We start from the raw sequence: 14,837 nt of genomic DNA, 5'->3' as shown, positions 1-14,837 counted from the left end.
GGGGTGTTACAGCGGACGACCGATACCGTTGCAGGTGTTGGTGTCGCCGATGCGCAGCGAGCTGGTGGTGGCAACGAAGTTGTCGTAGACCGCTTTCTGCCAGGTGGTGGACAACGGAATGAACGAGTGGCTGCTGATAGCCGCGTTATTCACGCCGGTGTAGTGACGTTTCAGGAAAGTCTGGATGCGGATGTTGTCAGTGGAGTCTTTGTAGCACTGGCTGAAGACCAGGTTGGTGTAGCCGACGATGGGGTAGCCCGCAGTCGGGTTGGCAAACGTAGGGACCCAGTTCAACGGGTCGGCGGCGGCGGCGGAACCGACGGCCGGTGGCGCAATAGTATCGAGAGAAGCTTGAACGTTCACTTCAGTCGGCAGGAAGCCATTGACCGAGGCAACGGCGGCGGCGCTGTTGAACGCTGCGTAGTCAGGGCTGACGTAACCGATGGCACCATTGTTATTGGTGATAGCAGTGGCGACACCTTGACTGCCGGTTACAGCGAGGTAGCTTGAACCGACCGGAGCGCTGGTGGCTGGGTCAAAGCCGATGGCGGTGACGAAGCTGTTGCTGACATTCGGTACCGATGCGGGTTTTACCGCTTTGAGGTGGTTGGTAAAAATCTCGGTGGTACCGCTGGTTTCCTGACGGTAGACCACTTTGATCTGCAGGTCTGGACCGGCAGCCCCGTTGAATTGCACGTCTTTCCAGTTAGTGATCTTGCCGGCGAAGATATCGGCCAACTGAGCACTGGTGAGCTGCAGCGAGGTTTTACCGTCGATGTGGTAAGGCACGGTCACCGAAGTGGCTTCAGCCGGGACTTGAACCAGCGGGCCATAGGCGGCGCGGCCTTTAACGGTGTCAGCGTTGTAAGCAGCCAGTTCCGCGGCGCTCACCACCGAGTCGCTACCGGCATAATCAATGGTAATACCCGCGGCCAATTTCAGCTTGGTCGAATCGTTACCGAAGAACGCCTTCTTGCCGTCGCCGCTGCCCACACCGATGTAGGGGCTAAAACCTGGAATGCTGGCAGAGAGGATGCCGGTAGCCGTCGTCGATGTGGCAGTGCTGCCGTAGAGTTTTTCCGGCAAGGTGGCCCCGCCACCGACCACTGCGGCCATGGATTGGGCCGAAGCCAGTGCTGCAACTGCCAAAGAGGCCGCGATCATAGTGCGCTTAAACATGAAGAATCTCCTTTCGTCGTGTTTGTACGTTTGAGGTAGATGGCTCTTGCATGACGCCATGGCTTCGGTCCCAAGCCGTGTTCCGGGGGTGACTGGGGTGAGGCCATGGCTAGAGAATTTCGCAGTTTCCGATGACAGCAATGGGAAAAAACCTCGGGAGGAAGAGCTTGATTTTTAAAAAGATTCTCGGGTGTTTTGGTCATGGTTTTGAGCGGTTTGGAGGCAGGTGACAGCGCGGTTTCAGTGGGGGTTTCGTCAAGGCGGCGTAGGCTGCGGCGAGGGGCTTGGCTGTGACGAAACGATGAACCCGAGGTTGCGGGCTGGCGGTATCGGCCCACCCCCAAATCAACTGAACAGGTAGGGTCCAATGTGGGAGGGGGCTTGCCCCCGATGAGGGAGTGTCAGCCAAAGATGCATAGACTGACCCATCGCAATCGGGGGCAAGCCCCCTCCCACATTCAGGTCACCAGTTGGTTGATCTCGATGATCGGCAACAGCACCGCCATCACGATCACCAGCACCACGGCGCCCATCACTACGATCATCAGTGGCTCGAGCAGCGCGGTCATGCCCATGGCACGGCGTTCGATGTCCCGCGACAGGGTCTGCGCCGCGCGTTCGAGCATGGGCGGCAGTGAGCCGGTTTTTTCACCGCTGGCGATCAGGTGGATCAGCACCGGTGGGAACACCTTCTCCACCGCCAGCGCCGGAGCGAGGTTGACGCCCTCGCGCACTTTGGCGGTGGCGTCGTTGACGCACTGGCTCAGGCGCTCGTTGGACAGGGTCTGGCGCGCCGCTTCGAGGGCGCGCAACAGCGGCACGCCAGCACCGCCGAGGATCGCCAGGGTCGAGGCAAATCGGGCGGTGTTCAGGCCCAGCACAAAGCGCCCGATCAGCGGCAAGCGCAGCACGCGGCTGTGCCAGTTCAAGCGCGCCACCGGGTCGCGCAGGTACAGGCGCCAGCCCCAGAAGCTGCCGACGATCCCGGCAAAACACAGCCACCCCCAGGCGCGGATGAAGTCGCTGGCGTTGAGCATCGCCAGGGTCAGCCCCGGCAGGTCCTGGCGCGCCTGGGAGAACGCGCTGACCACCTGGGGCACCACGTAGCTGAGCAGGAAAATCACAATGCCGATGGACACCAGCCCCACCACGCCGGGGTAGATAAAAGCGGTGAGGATCTTGCCGCGCAGGTTGTTGCGCTCCTCGATGTAGTCGGCCAGGCGCTCCATCACCTGGGCCAGGTCGCCGGACTCCTCCCCCGCCGCGATCAGCGCACGGTAGATCGACGGAAAGTCCCGTGGCCGTGCCGCCAGGGCATCGGCCAGGCGCATGCCGCCGCGCACATCGGCGCGCACGGCGGCCAGGGTCTGGGCGATGTGTTTTTTCTCGGCCTGCTCCACCGTCGCGCTCAGCGCCGCTTCCAACGGCAGGCTGGCGCCGAGCAGGCTCGCCAGTTGCCGCGTGGCCCAGGCCAGGTCGTTGTCCGACAGCTTGGCGCTGAATAGGCTGCTGCCGCCCGCGGCCTGTTGACTGCCTTCGACCTGCACCAGAAGCGCGGTCAGGCCACGGCTGCGCAACGCGGCAAACGCCGCGCTCTGGCTGTCCGCCTCCAGGTGCCCGGCCTCGACCTTGCCGCTGGCGTCGGCGGCTTCATAGCGATAGCGATTCATCAGGCGTCCCGTGTTACGCGCAGGATTTCTTCGGCCGCGGTGGTGCCGCTGCGCACCCAGCGCTCGCCGTCTTCACGCATGCTGAACATGCCGGCGCGGCGTGCCGCCTGGCGCAGCTCCTGCTCGCCAGCGCCCTGGTGGATCAGGCTGCGCACCTCGTCGTCGACGCAGAACAATTCATGGATACCGGTACGCCCGCTGTAGCCGATCTGGTTGCACTGCGCGCAGCCCACCGGGCGCCAGGTGCCCGGCATGGCCGGGTCTGCCTGCTTGCAGTGCGGGCACAGGCGCCGCACCAGGCGCTGGGCCAACACGCCCAACAGTGAAGACGCCAGCAGGAACGGTTCGACGCCCATATCGATCAGGCGGTTGACCGCCGACACCGCGTCGTTGGTGTGCAGGGTGGCGAGCACCAGGTGGCCGGTGAGCGAGGCTTGCACGGCGATCTGGGCGGTCTCCAGGTCGCGGATTTCGCCGATCATGATGATGTCCGGGTCCTGGCGCAGGATCGCACGCAAAGCCAGGCCGAAGGTCATGTCGATCTTGGCGTTGACCTGGATCTGGCTGATGCCCGGCAGGTCATACTCCACCGGGTCTTCGACGGTGAGGATATTGCTGGTGCTCGCATCCAGCCGCGCCAGCGCGGCGTAGAGGCTGGTGGTCTTGCCGCTGCCGGTGGGCCCGGTGACCAACACGATGCCGTGGGGCTGGCGGATCAGCGTGTCGAGGCGGGCCAGCAGTTGCGGCTCCATGCCCAGGGTCTCCAGTTGCAGGCGCCCGGCCTGCTTGTCCAGCAAGCGCATCACTACGCGCTCGCCATGCCCGGTGGGCACTGTCGACACGCGGATATCAATCGGCCGCCCGGCCACGCGCAGGGCGATGCGGCCGTCCTGGGGCAGGCGTTTTTCGGCGATGTCGAGCTGGGCCATGATCTTGATCCGCGACACCAGCGCGCCATGCAGCGCCTTGCGCGGCGAGACCACATCGCGCAGGGTGCCGTCGACGCGGTAGCGCACCACGGAGTGGGTTTCGTAGGGTTCGATATGGATATCACTGGCCTCATCGCGGGCGGCCTGGGTCAGCAAGGCGTTGATCATTCGGATCACCGGCGCGCCGTCCTGGGTGTCGAGCAGGTCGGTGATCTCGGGCATGTCCTGCATCAGGCGGTCGAGGTCGACTTCGTTTTCGGCGGCACCGACCACCGCAGCGGCGCTGCCGGTGTCGGCATAGGCGCTGGCGAGCAGGCCGTCGAGCTCATCATCGCGCACCTGTTCAAGGCGGCTCTGGCCGAACTGACGTTGCACTTCGCTGATCGACCAGCCGGGGGTCGACGGGCAGACCGTCAGCAGCAGGCCGGCCTCGCCGGGGCGCAGGAGGATGCGCTGGGATTTGGCCCAGGCGTAGGGCAGCAGGCTCATGGGGTTGACCCTTTTGGATTGAGTACATATCCGTTGCTGCGGTAACGGCGGCTTACGGTTCCGCCCTCACGGCGGGCCGCCGCGCAGTGTAAATGTGGGAGGGGGCTTGCCCCCGATAGCGGTGTGTCAGTCAATTCATCTGTAACTGAACCACCGCTATCGGGGGCAAGCCCCCTCCCACATTTTGAAGCGGTGAGTGCCTGGGGATTCTCAGTCAAATCCGACTGCACCCGTCTGGGCACTGCATTGATTGCAGCGGGGTTGTGGCACAAATCCAGGCCATGAAAAAACACCGCCCCCCGCGTAAACACGATGCGAAGCGAGCCGCTTTTGATCTTAAACCACGCAAGCCTGCGTTCGGGCACACCGAGCCCAAGCGAGGTGCCGAGTGGTGGGGCAAGAGCCCTTTGGTTACTTTGGGGCTTTTCCAAAGTGACCCGCCGTAAGTGCGGAACCATAAGCCGCCGTTACCGAAGCCCCGGATATGCACTCGCTCAACATCAATCACGAGCCGGCACCGCCCTGATCACCGCCCTCGGCCCAGCCCCCGGAATCGCCTTCTCCACCGACGGCAACTGCGGTGCCTGCACATCCGGCATTGCCCAACTGCGCTCCGGCTGCAAGCCTCCCTGGGCGCGGCGCATGAACTCATAGCGGTTCAGCGTGATACTGCGCCCCGCGCCACTGTCGCGAATGATGTAGGGGCGCAAAAACACCATCAGGTTGGTCTTGTTCACACTGCGCTTTTCATTGCGAAACAACGCGCCCAACCCCGGGATATCCGACAGCCACGGCACCGCGTCATTGCTCTGGCTGTAGCCGTCCTGCAACAACCCGCCGAGCACCATGATCTGCCCGTCGTCCAACAGGATGCTGGTATCGATCGCCCGCTTGTTGGTCACCGTGCCCGCGTCCACCGACGCCCGCGCGTCCACGCTGCTGACTTCCTGGTAGATATCCAGCTTCACCGTGCCGCCTTCGGAAATCTGCGGGCGCACGTTGAGCTTGAGCCCCACTTCTTCGCGCTGCACGGTCTGGAACGGGTTGTTGCTGGTGCCGCCGCCGCCCGTCACATAGCTGCCGGTGACGAACGGAATGGTCTGCCCGACAAAAATGCTCGCGGCTTCGTTGTCCAGGGTCAACAGGTTCGGTGTCGACAGCACGTTGGTGCCGCCCTTGCTCTTCAAGGCGCGGGCCAGCACTTTGAGGTCGAGCACCTTGCCGATCCCGGGGATGTCGACGCTGCCATCGACCAGGCCGATATTCAGGCCCTTGGGCAGCACATCGATGCTGGTCTTGCTGGTCGACGTGCCATTCACCCCGCTGCCCCCCAGGTTCACCCCGCCAAAACCGCCCTTGCCGCCGAGGTTGCCGGCCTGCCACTGCACGCCGAACTCGCTGGCGTCGTCTTCGTTGACTTCGACGATCAGGCTTTCAATCACCACCTGGGCGCGGCGCTGGTCAAGCATGTCGATCACTTCGCGCAGGTTGCGGTACAGCGGGTCCGGCGCGGAGATCAGCAAGGTGTTGGTGGTGGCGTCGGCCTGGATCGTCACGCCGCCGGCGCTGAACGCGGTGTTCTGATCGCTGGGGTTGCTGCCGGTCGCCGGTTTGTCCTGGCTATACCCGGCCTGCACGCCGCTGCCGGTGGGCGTGCCGCTGCTGTTCTGCGCGGTGCTGTTGCCCTGGGTGCTCTGGGCATTGCCACCCATGGCACTGAGCTTGCCCCGCGCCTCGTCGCTGACGCCGGACTCGCTCTCGCCGGTGAGCAAGCCGCGCAGCGACTGTGCCAGCTTGCCGGCCTGGGCGTTGCGCAGGTAGACCACGTGCATGTTGCTCGGGTTGCTCTGGGCATTGTCGAGTTTGTAGATCAGGTTGCGCGCCAGCTCGGTGCGCTCGGGGCTGCCGGAACGGATGATGATCGAGTTGGAGCGCGGGTCACCGATCACGTTGATCTTCTGGGTCTGGTCGGCGCCCTGGGTTTCCAGGAGTTCGCTGACCATGGCGGCGATGTCCACGGCGATGCCGTTCTGCACCATCACCACGTCGGTGTCGATGGCGCTGGGGGTGTCGATGCCGTCGATGATCTGCGCCACCCGCGCAAGGTTTTCCGCGTAGTCGGTGATGACGATGCTGTTGTTGCCCGGGTAGGCGTTGATCGGGTTGTTCGGCGACACGATCGGGCGCAGCACCGGGATGAGGTTCACCGCGTTTTCGTATTGCAGGCGAAAGGTGCGGGTCTGCATGCCGCTGCTGCCGGCGCTGTAGATCGGCCCGCCGAGCAACTTCGCATCGGCCTCCGGCACCACCTGGGCCACGCCGCCGACGTCGACCACGCTGAAGCCCTGCATGCGCAGCGCCGCCAGCAGCATGTCGTAGGCTTGATGCGCCGGCACCTGGCCTTCGCTGACCAGGGTCAGGTTGCCTTTGACTCGAGGGTCGACCAGAAACTGCTGGCCGGTGGCACGGGACAGCGCGCGCACCACCGCCTGGATATCGGCATCGACAAAATTCAACTGCACCGGCTGATCGCCCAGTGGGTTGCGCGTCTTGACCGCAGCCGGCGCGTGGCCACGGGCGCTGTTGGTCAGCGGGTGCTGGACGCGGGGCTTGGGCGCCGGCTCGCGCTGGCGCTCCAGCACGCTCTCGCTGCTGCGCCGGGTGTCGGCCAGGGGCTGGCCGAGTTCGCTGTCCACCTGCAACGGCTTGGTCGGCGACGGGGTGTTGCTGCACGCGCTCAAGGCCAGTAACAGCAGCGGCGCGATCTTGCGAAAAGGCGCAGGGTTGGGGACTGACCACTTCATGAAGCTTCCTTAGCGCCAAGCGCCTGATCCATGCGAACGGTCCCGGACACAGTGCCGGCCGAGTTGTCGATAGCGTCCGCGCTACGCTGCAAGCGCGCCTCGGACACCTCCAGGGAAAACGAACGGGGATTGCCCAGTAACCAGTCCATCACCGCATCGGCCGGCGCGTTGTCGAAGCTCAGGCGCCAGGCGCCGGCATCCAGCGCCTGCAACTGGTAACGACCTTGCAGGCCGGCGCTGTCCAGGGCCTGTTGCAGCGTGGCGGCATCGGCGGGCCGCGGCGCCGCGACGCCCTGCAACAGCGCGTGCAAGGTGGCCGCCTGGGTGCGCAACTTGGGGGTTTCGGCCTGCCAATACGCGATCGTCTTCAAGGGCGGCTGAATCAGCACCAGCCAGGTCAACAGACCTGCCAGCACCAGGCCGGCGCCGCTGAGCATGCGTTGTTCGCGCAGGGCCAGGCCGCTCCAGAACGCCTGGGCCTGGCTGCGTAGACGGCGCCACTTATTCATCAGCGGCTCCCGGTTTTTCGGCGCTTTCCACCGGGCCCAACGTCCAGCCATGCTCATCGCGGGTCGCGCTAAACCCGGCCTGGGCCAGCGCCGCTTGCCCATCGTCCGGCGCCGTCGGGCTACGGCTGTCGGCCAGCAAGCCCACGTGCAAGCGGCCCTGTTCGAAGCTCAGGTTGTCGACGTTGCCGACCATGAACGGCAGGCTGCTGCCGGCCACTTGCAGCAGGCTGCCAAAGCGCTGGGCGGGGTCGGCGGCGGCGCCGGTTTGGCGGGCGGCCAACTGTTGGCGGGCCTGCTGCAAGGGGTTGAGGATCACCGGTAATTCGGGGAAGGCCTGGCGCACCTGCTGGCTCAGCAGCGCCTTGAGCTGCTGGCCTTCGCCCGCCTGGCGCGCGGCGTACAGGTTCAGGCCCAGGGTCCAGACGGCAGTGGCCAGGGCGACAGCGGCCAGCGCCCTGCCCCAGCCACCGCTCGCCGATTGGTTGAGGCGGCCGTGCAAGCCCCAGCCAGGCACGGCGCCACTCCAGCGTTGCGCCTCCGGCGCCAGCGGCACCTCCAGCCCTTGATCCAACACCTGTTGCCCGAGCGGATGCACCGCCGCTTGGTGCAGGCTATGGCGTGTCAGCAAGTAACCGTCGTGCATGGCCGCGGCGCCGAGCGGCAAGGCATACGGCGCCGGGTACAGACCGCGCAACCTGAACTGGCCCTGCGCCAACACCTGGCCCAGGCGCTCCAACCCGGCCGTGGACACCCAGGCCACCTGCACGCGCCCATCGCTGTCGCGCGGGCCGTGGGCCACCTGCATCTGCTCCACCGGCCCGAGGATCAACGCCTGTGCGGCACAGGCCACGGCGGCGGCGGTTTTGGCGGCGGCCAGCGGCGGCAGCTCGAGGCTGGTCGACAGGCTGTCGGCGGGGTGCAGAAAGCACTCCACCGACGGCTTGGACCGGCCCAACTGCAGCAGGCTTTCGCCGCCCTCGCTCACCACGGCACCACGCTCCAGCCAGGCAAATTGCACCTGGCTGTCGACCGTCAGTTGATCGAGTGGCGGCAAGCCGATCCGCAGGCGTTTCATGCGCCCACCCGCGACCAGATCACCTGGGGCCGGCGGTCTTCAGGGCGATGCAACAACGCGTCGATTGTCACCCGGCGCTGTTCACGGCGTACCTGGCCCTGCAGGCGAAACCACTCGCTGGTGATGCCCACTTGCACGCTGTCCACCGCCACTTGGGGCAGGTGCAGGCGGTTGACGAAATCGCCACGGTTGATAAACCAGCGCCCGCTGTCGCGCTCGGCCACCAATGCCTGGGCCTGGGCCAGGCTGAGTTCCGGCACCACCGCGCTGAGCACTTCGGCGCTGGCGGTGTTGCCGTTGACCCAGGTATTGCCGGGCAGCACGCCGACGAAGGTCTGTAGGCGTCGCAGCAGCAGCGGGTCGAGCCCTTCGATACCGCTCAGGTCATCCAGGCTGCGCAGCATCGGGTAGCGCGCCGGCAGCAGCGTCTTGTCGGTACGTTGATCATAGGAGGCGATCACTCGCCGGCTGATACGTCGGCTCACGGCCGGGTCGATGTCAATCAGGCGGCACAGGCGCTCGAAAGCTTGCAGTTGTTCGGCGTCGAGCCGCTGGTGATTGACCAGATTGCGCAGGTTGAACTTGCCCTGCTCGTCCTCCAGGCGCCCTTCAAACACCCCGCCCTGGGGCCGCGCCCACGGCTGATCGAGGCGCGTCAGCACGTCCTTCTGGCGCGCCTCCCACAGCAACAGGCGGCTGTGTTCCAGGCGGCCTTGCAACAGCCACTGACCCTGAATGCGCAATTGCTCGGCCTCCACGCTGCGGGTGAATACGCTCTGGCGCGTGAGCATGGCGCCGGCGATCACCGCCACCACCGCCGCGATCAGTAACGCGCTGATAATCGCCATGCCGCGCTGCTTCGCCGCTGCGGGCGAATCCCGTTTCATCGCGCGCTTTACAGCTGCCAGGAGCCGATATCGGCATTCACGCCGTCGCCATCCGGCTGGCCGTCGGCACCCAGGGAGAACACATCGACCTCGCCGTTGGCGCCTGGGTTGAGATAGTGATAAGGATGGCCCCACGGGTCATTGGGCAGACGGTCGAGGTAGGCGCGCCAGTTGCTGTTTTTCGCATCCGCCGGGCGTTCCACCAGCACTTTGAGGCCCTGGTTCATCGTCGGGTAAGTGCCGTGGTCGAGGCGATAGAGTTTCAGCGCCTGCATCAACCCGCCGATGTCCTGTTTCGCCGCGGTGGCCCGCGCCTGGTCCGGACGGTCGAGTACCTTGGGCACCACCATCGCCGCCAGAATCCCGAGAATGACCACCACCACCATGATCTCGATCAGGGTGAAGCCACGCTGGCCGCGAGGGCCTGGCAGTGGGGATGTTAGGCGTGCGATATCCATCTCGACATTCCTTGGCTTGAGTGCATTTCGGGGCGCAGTGTTGCAAGAACACATGTCAGTCGTATTGAAAATCCTCGGGAGTTTCGGTCGCCAATCGGTCAACTGCCAGCGCTAGGCTGCGCACCTGTTTCCAGGCTTTGAGAACGCCATGCGCAGGCACCGCAACGAGCGAGGTTTTACCCTGATTGAAGTGCTGGTGGCGCTGGCGATCATCGCGGTGGCCATGGCCGCGGCCGTGCGCGTGGCCGGGCTGATGACCCAGAGCAACGGCCTGTTGCGCGACAAGTCGATGGCGATGCTGGCGGCGCAAAGCCGGCTGGCGGAGTTGCAGTTGGAGGGGCGGTTGAGCAGCGGTAAGAAGACCTTCGCGTGCGATCAGGGCCGCTTGAAACTGCGTTGCGAGCAGACCCTCAGCAGCAGCCCCGACAGTCAGTTGGTGCAGGTCGATGTGCAGGTGCGGGACGCCAGCCGCGAGGCGCCCCCGTTGGCGCGCCTGGCGACGACCCTGGCCAGGCCGCAGGTCAAGGCCGAGTGAGGCGTGGCAATGCGGGCGCCTGCGGCAACGTGTCGAGCTGCACGCGCACCTTCTCGCCGCCGCGCTCGATCTCGACACCGTCGCCCGCGATGGCCGTCAAGCGCACGCCGGGGCTGAGGCGCTCGCCGAGCAGAAAACTGCGCGGCGGGCCATCGTTGAGGCTGAGGATCGCCACCGCGCCCCGCGCTCCGGCCAAGACCCCCGAGACCTTGACCTGCAATGCCGTCGGCGCCGTGGAAAACCACTGCAACGCCGGGTTATCGCTGCGCGCCGCCAACACCTCGGCGGCCGCCGGCGGCGTGTGGGATTCGGCGGAAGTGAGCAGCAACGGCGTCCAGACCGCCACGCCGGCCAACGCGGCAACCACGGCCAGTGCCTGCACGCCGAGGGCGGGAGAAAAACGAAGGGCAAGTGCCATGGGTGGACCTCCTGTTTGTCCGTGGCATCAGCCTACAGGCCAATTCGCACGTTTTTATTTCATAACCTCGCCAGCTTTCCAGGTGCCGCCCCATGAAACAGCAAGGTTTCACCCTGATCGAACTGATGGTGGTGCTGGTGATCATCGGCATTGCCAGCGCCGCCATCAGCCTGACCATCAAGCCCGACCCGCTGCACCTGCTGCGCAAGGATGCCGAGCGTGTGAGTCAGTTGCTGCAAGTAGCCCAGGCCGAAGCCCGCGCCGATGGGCGGCCGATCACCTGGCGCGCGGACGCCAAGGGTTTCCGCTTCAACCGTCGCAGCGATGACGGCCTCGGCGTGGAGTCATTCCAGGGCGACGCCCAACTGCGCCCGCGCCTATGGGAGAGCACGCCGATGCAGGTCACGATCGAGCCCCGGCAAACCTTGGTGCTCGACGCCGAATGGATCAACCCGCCGGTGCGGGTCGAGCTGTCCGACGGGCAACACCGCCTCAGCCTGCAACGTGATGCCGCCGGTTTGATGCGCGTGGTGAGCCAGCCATGAGTGCCTCGCAGAAAGGCTTCACGCTGATTGAGGTGATGGTGGCGATCATGCTGATGGCGCTGGTCAGCCTCATCGCCTGGCGCGGCCTCGACAGCGTGACCCGTGCGGATCAGCACTTGCAGGCCAGCACGGAACAGACCGAGGCGTTGTTGCGGGCGCTGAACCAGTTGCAGCGCGATCTCAACATGCGCGCCAGCGTGGAGCTGAGCGTGCCGGCTTCTCTGCAAGCCGATAAAACCAAGCCCAGCGGGTTGGCGGCGGTGACGGTGCGCAGTTCCGACAGCAAGGGCTTTCGCCTGGACGTGATCCGCAGCGCGCCGGTCGCGGCGGATGGGCTGCAACGGGTGCGGTGGTGGCTCAAGGGCGACAGCCTGTACCGCGCAGCCGCACCGGCGCGGGATCGCTTTCCGTTGCCGGCGGCTAAGGATGGGGTGGTGGTGTTGACCGGGGTCAGTGATCTGCAGGTGCGGGTGTGGGAAGCGGACAAGGGCTGGCGGCAGTTGAGCGGGAATCGGCGGGAAGATCCGCTGGGGCTGGAGGTGAGCCTGGTGCGGCAGACGGCGCAGGGGGTGGAGCGGTATCGGCAGGTGGTGGGGCCGCTTTGGTAGGGGGTGGGTGATGGGGGCATATTCGTTTTTTTGGTAATGGCGGCTTGGGGTTTTGATGGGGGACATATCCGTTTTTTTGGTAACGGCGGCTTAGGGTTCCGCTCTTACAGCGGGTCACTTTGGAAAAGCCCCAAAGTAACCAAAGGGCTCTTGCCCCACCACTCGGCACCTCGCCTAGGCTCGGTGTGCCCGAACGCAGGCATTACTCCGCGGGCCGCCGTCACGGGCCATCCATGGCCCGGGACGGCTAAACCGGCATCCCTGCCGGTTTACCCGCTGCGTAATACCTGCGTTCGGCCAGCGTGGTTTTACGGGGCGCCTAAGATCAAGATCAAGAGCAAAGCAGAGCAAAGCAGAGCAGAGCAGAGCAGAGCAGAGCAGAGCAGAGCAAGGTCTATCTGATCTATGGAGATCCAAATGTGGGAGGGGGCTTGCCCCCGATAGCGGTGGATCAGTCATGCATGTAGTGGCTGACATATTGCTATCGGGGGCAAGCCCCCTCCCACATTTTTGACCCGGTTCGGCTTCCAGGATCAGGTCGACTATAAGGCCGCCTCGCTTTGGCTTTTGATCTTAGGCGAGGCACCAAGTGGTTTTACGGGGCGCCTAAGATCAAGATCAAAAGCAGATCAAAAGCAGAGCAAAAGCAGAGCAAAAGCAGAGCAAGGTCTATCTGATCTATGGAGATCCAAATGTGGGAGGGGGCTTGCCCCGATAGCGGTGGGTCAGTCATGCATGTAGTGGCTGACATATTGCTATCGGGGGCAAGCCCCCTCCCACATTTTTGACCCGGTTCGGCTTCCAGGATCAGGTCAGCTATAAGGCCGCCTCGCTTTGGCTTTTGATCTTAGGCGAGGCACCAAGTGGTTTTACGGGGCGCCTAAGATCAAGATCAAGATCAAAAGCAGAGCAAAAGCAGAGCAAAAGCAGAGCAAGGTCTATCTGATCTATGGAGATCCAAATGTGGGAGGGGGCTTGCCCCCGATAGCGGTGGGTCAGTCATGCATGTAGTGGCTGACATATTGCTATCGGGGCAAGCCCCCTCCCACATTTTTGACCCGGTTCGGCTTCCAGGATCAGGTCAGCTATAAGGCCGCCTCGCTTTGGCTTTTGATCTTAGGCGAGGCACCAAGTGGTTTTACGGGGCGCCTAAGATCAAGATCAAGATCAAAAGCAGAGCAAAAGCAGAGCAAGGTCTATCTGATCTATGGAGATCCAAATGTGGGAGGGGGCTTGCCCCCGATAGCAGTGGATCAGTCATGCATGTAGTGGCTGACATATTGCTATCGGGGGCAAGCCCCCTCCCACATTTTTGACCCGGTTCGGCTTCCAGGATCAGGTCAGCTATAAGGCCGCCTCGCTTTGGCTTTTGATCTTAGGCGAGGCACCAAGTGGTTTTACGGGGCGCCTAAGATCAAGATCAAGATCAAAAGCAGAGCAAAAGCAGAGCAAGGTCTATCTGATCTATGGAGATCCAAATGTGGGAGGGGGCTTGCCCCCGATAGCAGTGGATCAGTCATGCATGTAGTGGCTGACATATTGCTATCGGGGGCAAGCCCCCTCCCACATTTTTGACCCGGTTCGGCTTCCAGGATCAGGTCGGCTATAAGGCCGCCTCGCTTTGGCTTTTGATCTTAGGCGAGGCACCAAGTGGTGGGGCAAGAGCCCTTTGGTTACTTTGGGGCTTTTTGTACGGACCGGAACCATAAGCCGCCGTAACCTAAATAACGGATATGTACTCAATCCAATCCAATCCAAAAAAAATGCCCGGTCAACCTAACTCAACAACACCACCCCCCCGGCAATTCCGTACACTTCGCCCCATACGCATCACGAATCAACAACGCCACCCCCGCCAACTGCTGCAAACTGAACCGCGCCTGTACCCGGCGCTGGCCCAGTTGTTTGTTCAATAACACCAACATCCCCGGCCGGTAGCGGTTTATCTCGTCCACCACCGTCGCCAGCGTCGCGTTGTTGAACACCAGCACCTGCTCGCGCCAAGCCACCACCGCCTGGGCGTCTACCGTCTCGACCGCGCCGATCCCGGCGGCGCCATAGGTGAGCTGTCGGCCACTCTCCATATGCACAGTGCGTCCGGCGACATCCACCGACAGCCACCCTTCGATACAGGTGACGCACACGTTGCGATCGGTATGCCGCACATTGAACCGCGCCTGCGCCGCACTGACCCAGCCGGCGCCGGCCTGAACCTTGAGCGGCTGGGCCACGTGGGCGAGCACTTCGACTTCGCCTTCGAGCAATTCGATCCCCTGCCCCACCCGGCTGATGCGCGTCTGGGTATTGAGTTCCAGGCTCACGCCGTCGCTCAACAGTACCTGGCGCTGCTCGCCGACCGCAGTGCGATAGTCCGCGGTCAAGCCGGCCAGCCCACCTGGGGCGCCGACGCCCACCATCACCAACGCCGCCGACGCCGCTATCGCGCCGCCGAGGAAGGCTCGCCGGCCAAAATGGCGCGGGGGCTGCGCTTGTTCAACCGCCGTGCCCACTTGCCGCCATAACGTCTTGGCCTGCTCGAACGCCTGGGCATGCTCCGGGCTCTGGGCGCACCACGCTTTCAGGGCCTTGGCATCGGCTACGGTGGCGCGGCCCGAGGTCAGCAGAAGCAGCCAGTCGCGGGCTTCATCGTGCAATGGGCTGGCGGGGGTTGCCCGGGCGGTGGAGAGGCTAAAAATGTTCAAGCGCGCAAATACTCACGGATTTATCAGGG

Annotated in this window: 13 protein-coding genes; 3 read left to right on the top strand and 10 right to left on the bottom strand. The window is 64.1% G+C overall.

The annotated features are described in order from the left end of the window. Window positions 1-6 precede the first annotated feature (6 nt). From C5F70_RS06855 to gspG, 8 genes are all read right to left on the bottom strand, one after another. A complete protein-coding gene (locus C5F70_RS06855; RefSeq protein ID WP_102618449.1) occupies window positions 7-1,179 on the bottom strand; it encodes a substrate-binding domain-containing protein in 1,173 nt (390 codons plus the stop codon). Window positions 1,180-1,637: 458 nt separating this feature from the next. Beyond that, entirely contained in the window at window positions 1,638-2,849 is a 1,212-nt protein-coding gene (gene gspF, locus C5F70_RS06850) for a type II secretion system inner membrane protein GspF (RefSeq protein WP_104902984.1), read from the bottom strand. Beyond that, a complete protein-coding gene (gspE, locus tag C5F70_RS06845) occupies window positions 2,849-4,267 on the bottom strand; it encodes a type II secretion system ATPase GspE (RefSeq protein ID WP_104902983.1) in 1,419 nt (472 codons plus the stop codon). Before gspE ends, gspF begins: the two co-directional genes overlap by 1 nt. Window positions 4,268-4,767: 500 nt before the next feature. After that, entirely contained in the window at window positions 4,768-7,071 is a 2,304-nt protein-coding gene (gene gspD / locus C5F70_RS06835) for a type II secretion system secretin GspD (RefSeq protein WP_104902981.1), read from the bottom strand. Beyond that, complete coding sequence (gspM, locus tag C5F70_RS06830; RefSeq protein WP_017849138.1) at window positions 7,068-7,580, bottom strand: type II secretion system protein GspM; 513 nt, start codon at window positions 7,578-7,580, stop codon at window positions 7,068-7,070. The genes gspD and gspM overlap by 4 nt, the downstream gene beginning before the upstream one ends. Continuing rightward, a complete protein-coding gene (gene gspL, locus C5F70_RS06825; protein WP_104902980.1) occupies window positions 7,573-8,655 on the bottom strand; it encodes a type II secretion system protein GspL in 1,083 nt (360 codons plus the stop codon). The genes gspM and gspL overlap by 8 nt, the downstream gene beginning before the upstream one ends. After that, a complete protein-coding gene (gene gspK / locus C5F70_RS06820; RefSeq protein WP_158243620.1) occupies window positions 8,652-9,542 on the bottom strand; it encodes a type II secretion system minor pseudopilin GspK in 891 nt (296 codons plus the stop codon). Before gspK ends, gspL begins: the two co-directional genes overlap by 4 nt. A gap of 8 nt (window positions 9,543-9,550) precedes the next feature. After that, window positions 9,551-10,000 (bottom strand): type II secretion system major pseudopilin GspG, encoded by a 450-nt coding sequence (gene gspG / locus C5F70_RS06815; protein WP_017849135.1) that lies wholly within the window; start codon window positions 9,998-10,000, stop codon window positions 9,551-9,553. 148 nt (window positions 10,001-10,148) lie between these two features. Between gspG and gspI the strand changes: the two genes are divergently transcribed. Then, window positions 10,149-10,535, top strand: coding sequence for a type II secretion system minor pseudopilin GspI (gene gspI, locus C5F70_RS06810; RefSeq protein ID WP_046489240.1), 387 nt, complete (start codon window positions 10,149-10,151; stop codon window positions 10,533-10,535). Here gspI and C5F70_RS06805 read toward each other — a convergent pair. Further along, window positions 10,522-10,953, bottom strand: a complete 432-nt coding sequence (locus C5F70_RS06805; RefSeq protein WP_079444148.1) for a type II secretion system protein N — start codon at window positions 10,951-10,953, stop codon at window positions 10,522-10,524. The two genes, gspI and C5F70_RS06805, sit on opposite strands and share 14 nt — an antisense overlap. Window positions 10,954-11,045: 92 nt before the next feature. Here C5F70_RS06805 and C5F70_RS06800 point away from each other — a divergent pair, with 92 nt between their 5' ends. Both C5F70_RS06800 and C5F70_RS06795 read left to right on the top strand, forming a co-directional pair. Continuing rightward, a complete protein-coding gene (locus tag C5F70_RS06800) occupies window positions 11,046-11,498 on the top strand; it encodes a GspH/FimT family pseudopilin (RefSeq protein ID WP_104902979.1) in 453 nt (150 codons plus the stop codon). Then, window positions 11,495-12,106: a type II secretion system protein GspJ gene (locus tag C5F70_RS06795; RefSeq protein ID WP_046383039.1), complete on the top strand. Its 612-nt coding sequence runs from the start codon at window positions 11,495-11,497 to the stop codon at window positions 12,104-12,106. Before C5F70_RS06800 ends, C5F70_RS06795 begins: the two co-directional genes overlap by 4 nt. Window positions 12,107-13,887: 1,781 nt before the next feature. Here the strand turns inward: C5F70_RS06795 and C5F70_RS06790 are convergent. Continuing rightward, window positions 13,888-14,808, bottom strand: a complete 921-nt coding sequence (locus tag C5F70_RS06790) for a FecR domain-containing protein (RefSeq protein ID WP_104902978.1) — start codon at window positions 14,806-14,808, stop codon at window positions 13,888-13,890. Window positions 14,809-14,837 lie beyond the last annotated feature (29 nt).

The organism is Pseudomonas sp. LH1G9, assembly GCF_002949975.1.
In the GTDB taxonomy this organism is placed as follows: domain Bacteria; phylum Pseudomonadota; class Gammaproteobacteria; order Pseudomonadales; family Pseudomonadaceae; genus Aquipseudomonas; species Aquipseudomonas veronii.
Note: the sequence above shows the minus strand (reverse complement) of the source record. Positions and strands in the feature narration are given on the sequence as shown.

Bases quoted from the DNA above. Each gene is read 5' to 3' on its own strand.
- C5F70_RS06855 (WP_102618449.1), bottom strand. From the start codon at position 1,179: ATGTTTAAGCGCACTATGATCGCGGCCTCTTTGGCAGTTGCAGCACTG.
- gspF (WP_104902984.1), bottom strand. From the start codon at position 2,849: ATGAATCGCTATCGCTATGAAGCCGCCGACGCCAGCGGCAAGGTCGAG.
- gspE (WP_104902983.1), bottom strand. From the start codon at position 4,267: ATGAGCCTGCTGCCCTACGCCTGGGCCAAATCCCAGCGCATCCTCCTG.
- gspD (WP_104902981.1), bottom strand. From the start codon at position 7,071: ATGAAGTGGTCAGTCCCCAACCCTGCGCCTTTTCGCAAGATCGCGCCG.
- gspM (WP_017849138.1), bottom strand. From the start codon at position 7,580: ATGAATAAGTGGCGCCGTCTACGCAGCCAGGCCCAGGCGTTCTGGAGC.
- gspL (WP_104902980.1), bottom strand. From the start codon at position 8,655: ATGAAACGCCTGCGGATCGGCTTGCCGCCACTCGATCAACTGACGGTC.
- gspK (WP_158243620.1), bottom strand. From the start codon at position 9,542: ATGAAACGGGATTCGCCCGCAGCGGCGAAGCAGCGCGGCATGGCGATT.
- gspG (WP_017849135.1), bottom strand. From the start codon at position 10,000: ATGGATATCGCACGCCTAACATCCCCACTGCCAGGCCCTCGCGGCCAG.
- gspI (WP_046489240.1), top strand. From the start codon at position 10,149: ATGCGCAGGCACCGCAACGAGCGAGGTTTTACCCTGATTGAAGTGCTG.
- C5F70_RS06805 (WP_079444148.1), bottom strand. From the start codon at position 10,953: ATGGCACTTGCCCTTCGTTTTTCTCCCGCCCTCGGCGTGCAGGCACTG.
- C5F70_RS06800 (WP_104902979.1), top strand. From the start codon at position 11,046: ATGAAACAGCAAGGTTTCACCCTGATCGAACTGATGGTGGTGCTGGTG.
- C5F70_RS06795 (WP_046383039.1), top strand. From the start codon at position 11,495: ATGAGTGCCTCGCAGAAAGGCTTCACGCTGATTGAGGTGATGGTGGCG.